Raw genomic sequence first — 4,184 nt, 5'->3', positions numbered from 1 at the left:
CCGCGCAGCCCGACGCCGTCGCCGCGCCGCCGGCCGGCGAAACCGCCTGCGCGTTCGGCGCGTTCGTCGCCGAAACCGATCCGGCCGGCCTCAACGTGCGCGCCGGGCCGGGCACCGCCCACGCGGTGCTGGGCACGCTGCCGCCGATCCGGCGCAGCCATGACGATCCGCCGATCCAGGCGATGGTCGGAGTGCGCGTGGTCGCCGGGCGCGATGGCTGGTTCAAGATCGAAGGCGCGCAGGACAACGACGCCTTGATCGAGGGCCCGCAGCGGCCGATGTTCAAGGGCACGGGCTGGGTCAGCGGACGCAAGCTCGCGGTCAAGTCGCAGGCCGCGGTCGGCCGGCAGCGTCCGGACGCGAAGGCGCCGGCGGTGTTGATCGGCCGCGACGGGGTCGTGTTCGACAGCGATGCGTTCCTCGCGTCGGGCCGTCTGGCGGGCTGTTCCGGACGCTGGGCGCTGGTCGAATACGCTCCGATCGAGCGCGACGGCGACGCCGGGCTGGAGGTGAAACCCGCCGCCAAGGCCGGCCTCGCCGGCGGCCGCTTCCGCGCCTGGGTCGACCGGATCTGCGCGCTGCAGGAAACCAGTTGCGACGGCGGGTGAGGCCCGGAATTCCTTTCGCTGCGGCAGGGCCTTCAGGCCCGATGCGCTTGACGCCGGTCGCCGCACCGCCCGGGATCGGAAAGCATCGGGCCTGAAGGCCTTCCCGCAGGCTCGCCCGTCTTGAGAGGACTACCGCCCACTAGATACGCGGCGCACCTCGTGTGTCCAGCAGGCACGCACCTGCAACGGACGTTTCGATCCGCGCCTCAGATCGCGTTATCGGCTTGATAGAGTCGGCAGAAACACGCTTGATGCCGCAAGCCGGGCTGCGCATCGTTGGCGGCAGTCGCGGCTCAGGCAATCGCGCAGGCGAAGGGAAGGAGCGCACGTGACACACAAACCCATCGCCCCGACGCAGGCGGATTCGGCCCGAATCCGAACGCGCGCACTGCGGCCGTTGCTGACATTGACCTTGGCCGGGCTGACCGCCTGTGCCCAACCCATCGCCGAACCGGCGAATCCCGCGCCCGAGAGTTCGCGCGCCATCGCCACGTCCGTCGACGCTGCGGCCAAGGGCCAGCAACCGGTCGGTTACGACGTGCAGGAGCTCGAGCGACGGGTGGTGAACTTGCTGGTGACGTTGGACGGCTTCGACGACGTGCAACCGCGATCGGTGGCGAAAGCGTTCGGTCTGAAGTTGCGGCCGAGAGTGAAGCAGCCGCTCAGTCTGGAGGGCGTCGGGAGGCTGTCCAACGGCTGGGTGTTCGACGTATGGGCTTGGCAAAGCGAGCCCGATGCACCACCACAAGCGCCTCTGCAGGTTTTTTTCTACCCGGGCGGTGCCATCGACCCTGGCCTATGGGTCGATTCTCCATGCTTCGTGGACATCGCTGGGATCCTCGCTCAGCTTCGGGCCGCGGGCTACGCGAAGACGGGAGAATTTTCCAATTTCCCAATCCATTCTTTCGAACTTGTACGAACCGCCCCCAAGGCGGAATTCACCGTGCGCGTGGGCGACTACCGAATGCTGCGTGGTCCTTTGGAGGGCACACGGTGCCTAAGCGACCTCACCGTATCGGCTAGACCTCCATCTCAGCCGCAGTGATGCCCTGGAAGCAACGGGACAAGGAGAACTGCGATGCGCGATCTGCCCCCTGAACTCGCTGCGATATTAAACGGCCTTCCGCCAGCCGCCAGAGCCGACGTGCAGGCCGCAATCGAAAGTTCTCCTTACTTGTCTTCGACCCTGATGGACTCAGCTCGAAAGAAGCGCGTCGACCATATTGAGATCGCGACCGTCCCCCACCAAAGAGGACACTACGACGTCACGGAAAGAACCATCTTCATCAGCGGGAATCTATTAACAGAGAAGAACGCTGTTGCGCGCATCGACAACATCACCGCGACGCTGGGGCACGAAGCCAGCCACGCCTATTTCAGTGACCACCTCGAGCGGGCGCTCAGAAGGCTTGACGTCGAAACAGCCGGCGCTATTCGCGCCGCAGGGACCGGCGGACATGTCGACCTGACCGCCCCATTCGAGCGTTACCTGCTGGCCGCGCGCGAAGGCGAAGCGCTGGCCGAGATCGGCGGCATGAACGCGCTCGCCAGCCGGGTGCGCGAACAAAACGGCGGCGCGTTCGACCGCAAGGATTTTCTTGCGCGCGCGGACGCCACCACTCACTGCATCAACCCCGGCAACGGCGGCGCCCCGGCCTTCGCCCGCGACATCCGCATGAGCGACGACGGGCTTATCTATGCGGGCAGCATCCCGCTCGTAGCGGACAAGCACAATCCGAACCCTAACCGCGAAGCCGTGGCCCTGTGTCATTTCGACTTGTCTGCGAAAGCGGCCGACCTGGGCCGCGCAGGCGGTTCGGACTATCAGAACTACTACGCGTCCCGTGCCGTCACCTCCGCATCGAACATGCTCAGGGGCTGGGAAAACCCCGCGCAAGTGTCGCTCGACCTGGAACGCCTGAAGCTCGACCCCGCATTGATCGAACGCAACGGCCTGAACCTCGGCGGCCCCGGAAAGATCTTCAGCTTCATCGACACGAGCAAAGGGGGCATGGAGTGGAAGACCCTGCACAACACCAAGACCGAATCCTCGCCCCTCACTCCCGATGTAGCGCCTGAACCCCGCGCCTTGCGCGCAGACTGCCCTGGCCACCCCGACCACGCCACCTTCGAGATGTTCCACCGCGCCGTCCAGGCCGAAGGCCGCTGGAGCCAAGCCGAAACCCGCAACCTCGCTGCCGCCGGCCTGGCCGCGGCGAAGGCCGACCCGATCCTAGGCAATCAACTCACCGGCGCGGTGGTCGGCGCTGCGGATGCCTCGGGCAACGTCCATGTCTTCGGCTACTCGTCCCCGCACGGCACGCAAGGGCCGCACCATCACGTCGGCATCGATGCCTGCGTTGCCGCACAGATCCCCGCCGAGCGCAGTCTCGATCGGGTGGAACAGCTGAACCATCAGGCTCAGCAACAACAGGTCCCGCAACTCGAGGCCCCGCAGCCCGGCCTCGGCAACCCCACGCCACGGCAATGACGCCCCTCTTCGTCCGCGAACGACGGGCTTCGGCTACCGCTAGCCAAAGCACAGGAACGGCAAAGCCGGCGCGCTCGCGCCGCCCCGGCGCCATGCCGGCCGGCATTGAGCGCGCCCGGCCCCACAGCGCCCCGCCGCCGATCGCCGCAGCGGCGCCATGGCGGGGACGCCGGCCGCTTACACTGGGGCCATGCGTGCCGACACCCCGCCCCTGCTGTTGCTGACCACCTGCCCCGACCCGGCCAGCGCCGACGCCATCGCCCAGGCCCTGGTCGAAGAAGGCCTGGCCGCCTGCGTCACCCAGATTCCCGGCGCGACTTCGGTCTACCGCTGGCAGGGACGGATCGAACGCGCGACCGAAATCCAACTGCTGATCAAGACCCGCGTCACGGTTCACGACGCGACGATGGCGCGATTGGCGCAACTGCACCCGTATGAACTGCCGGAGATGATCGTGGTCGAACCGCGCGACGTCTCCGAGCCGTATCTGCGATGGGTAAACGAACAGACTCCCGACCGATGACCTTTCTCTCCGCGTTCCGCGGCCGGCGCCCGTTGCGCGCCGGCGCCGCCCTGGTCTTGACCGCGCTCGCCCTGGCCGCCGCCGCGCCCGCGCTGGCGGTGGACGAAAAGGATCTGCTGCCGGTCGACGAGGCCTTCGCCGTCAGCGCGCAGTCGCCGGCGCCGGACCGCATCGCGATCTCATGGAAGGTGGCCAAGGGCTATTACCTCTACCGCCACCGCATCTCGGTCAAGAGCGACGCCGGCTTCGCCGCGCAGGCGCTGCAACTGCCCAAGGGCAAGGCCTACCGCGACCAGTTCTTCGGCGACGTGGAGACCTACCACCAGGACGTGGCGGCGACCCTGCCCGGCCAGGCCCGGGCCGCGCGCACCCGGCTCACGATCAAGTACCAGGGCTGCGCCGACGCCGGCGTGTGCTATCCGCCGCAGACGCGCACGCTCGATGTCGCGCTGGCCGCGCCGGCCGGCGGCGGCGGATTGAACTCGAGCCTCGGCGCCAACGCCGCGCCGGCGATGGATCCGGCGCCGGCCGCGGCCGCGCCGCTGGCCAGCTTCGGCGCGCG

5 protein-coding genes are annotated in these 4,184 nt (G+C 68.0%); all 5 read left to right on the top strand.

All coding sequences use genetic code 11. From position 1 onward, the window contains the following. A partial coding sequence (locus tag A7A76_RS01275; protein ID WP_206409493.1) for an SH3 domain-containing protein occupies positions 1-608 on the top strand: 608 nt, incomplete at its 5' end. Between the two features lie 328 nt (positions 609-936). After that, positions 937-1,653 carry a hypothetical protein gene (locus tag A7A76_RS01270; protein ID WP_206409492.1) on the top strand — a complete coding sequence of 239 codons (717 nt, stop codon included), beginning with the start codon at positions 937-939 and terminating at the stop codon, positions 1,651-1,653. A 33-nt stretch (positions 1,654-1,686) separates the two neighbouring features. After that, the gene (locus tag A7A76_RS01265; RefSeq protein ID WP_206409491.1) at positions 1,687-3,099 is read left to right on the top strand and encodes a hypothetical protein; all 1,413 of its coding nucleotides are present in this window, start codon (positions 1,687-1,689) and stop codon (positions 3,097-3,099) included. A 190-nt stretch (positions 3,100-3,289) separates the two neighbouring features. Further along, the gene (cutA, locus tag A7A76_RS01260) at positions 3,290-3,622 is read left to right on the top strand and encodes a divalent-cation tolerance protein CutA (RefSeq protein ID WP_206409490.1); all 333 of its coding nucleotides are present in this window, start codon (positions 3,290-3,292) and stop codon (positions 3,620-3,622) included. Further along, positions 3,619-4,184, top strand: a 566-nt coding sequence (locus A7A76_RS01255; RefSeq protein WP_206409489.1) for a protein-disulfide reductase DsbD domain-containing protein, incomplete at its 3' end; no start/stop codon positions are given. The genes cutA and A7A76_RS01255, both read left to right, overlap by 4 nt.

This window comes from Lysobacter enzymogenes (assembly GCF_017168095.1).
Lineage (GTDB): Bacteria > Pseudomonadota > Gammaproteobacteria > Xanthomonadales > Xanthomonadaceae > Lysobacter > Lysobacter enzymogenes_D.
The sequence above is the reverse complement of the archived record's forward strand: the minus strand, read 5'-3'. Positions and strand labels throughout refer to the sequence as shown.